General features: G+C 68.3%; 1 protein-coding gene. It reads left to right on the top strand.

What is annotated here, in order from left to right; all coding sequences use genetic code 11:
* Nucleotides 1-146: 146 nt before the first annotated feature.
* A partial coding sequence (locus tag AC3XYG_RS21885; RefSeq protein ID WP_489141983.1) for a M28 family peptidase occupies nucleotides 147-1,569 on the top strand: 1,423 nt, incomplete at its 3' end.

The following is a 1,569-nucleotide window of genomic DNA, read 5'->3' as shown; positions in this document are numbered from 1 at the left end:
TTTCCCAAAACAAAATTCAACAAATCATTTGACGTCTCTCGCGGCCGTACCGGACAGTGCAGTCAAGTGGGGGCTGGCCGGACGGGGCCATTCGATGCGACTCGGGCGGCACAAGCCCCTCCGCAACGAATTGAAGGGGGACCATCGTGAAAATCCGCTGTCTGGCGGCCGCCCTGCTGGCGACCGCCATCGTGATTCCTGCGTCTTCGGCCTTTGCCGCCACGGCATCCGCCCAGAGCAGCAATCCGATCGGCGACCTGATCACCGGGCTGATGAGCGCCGACCTGCAGCGCGCGGTCACCGTCGCCGGCATCCGCCAGCACCTGACCGCGCTGCAGGCGATCGCCACCGCCAATGGCGGCAACCGCGCCGCCGGCCTGCCGGGCTACAAGGCCTCGGTCGACTATGTGAAGCAGCGGCTGCAGCGCGCCGGCTACCAGGTCACCGTCCAGCCCTTCCCGTTCGACTTCTTCCAGGAGACCGGGACGCCGGAGTTCGGGCGGGTATCGCCGTCGCCGCGGACCTACACGCCCCACACCGACTTCGCGACCACGCTCTATTCGGCTTCGGTCGAGGTCACCGGCCGGGTGGTGCCCACCCGCAACCTCGTCCTGCCGCCGACGCCGGAGCCCAGTTCGGCCAGCGGCTGCGAGGCCGCCGACTATCCGCCGGAGACGGCCGGGGCGATCGCGCTGATCCAGCGCGGCACCTGCACCTTCGCCCAGAAGGCGGAGATGGCGGAGGCGGCCGGCGCCATCGGCGTCATAATCATGAATGAGGGCCAGCCGGGCCGCACCGAGGTGGTCGAGGGCGTCGGCCTCGGCGGGCCGCGGCCGTATCCCGGGGTCTTCACCACCTTCGAGGTCGGCAACGAGCTGTACACCCAGGCCCAGTCCGGCCCGGTCAATGTCCGCATCAAGGTCCAGGCGGTCAATGAGCGGCGGACCAACTGGAACGTGATCGCCGACACCTGGTTCGGCAACCCGAACAAGATCGTCACGGTCGGGGCGCATCTCGATTCGGTGCAGGTCGGCCCGGGCATCAACGACAATGGCAGCGGCACCGCGACCAATCTCGAGGTCGCCGAACAGGTGGGCCGCCGCCAGCTGCTGCTGCGCAACAAGGTGCGCTTCGCCTTCTGGGGCGGCGAGGAGCTGGGGCTGCTCGGCTCGACCCACTACGTCACGTCGCTCAGCGCCGCCGAGAAGGCGAAGATCCTGCTGAAACTGAACTTCGACATGCTGGCGTCGCCCAACTACGTCCGCTTCGTCTATGACGGCAACGGCTCCGACACGCCGGATGCCGGGCCGAGCGGCTCGGGCCTGATCGAGAACGTGTTCCTGGCCCATTTCGCCCGGAAGAACCTGGCCACCGCCCCCACCGCCTTCGACGGCCGGTCCGACTACGGCCCGTTCATCGAGAACGGCATCCCGGCCGGCGGCCTGTTCAGCGGCGCCGAGAACGTCAAGACCGCGGCCGAGGCGCGGATCTATGGCGGCGCCGCCGGCCAGCCCTACGATGCCTGCTACCACCAGCCCTGCGACGGCATCGCCAACATCAGCAACACCG

Source organism: Inquilinus sp. (genome assembly GCF_057815775.1).
This window is presented reverse-complemented; position numbering and strand designations above follow the sequence as displayed.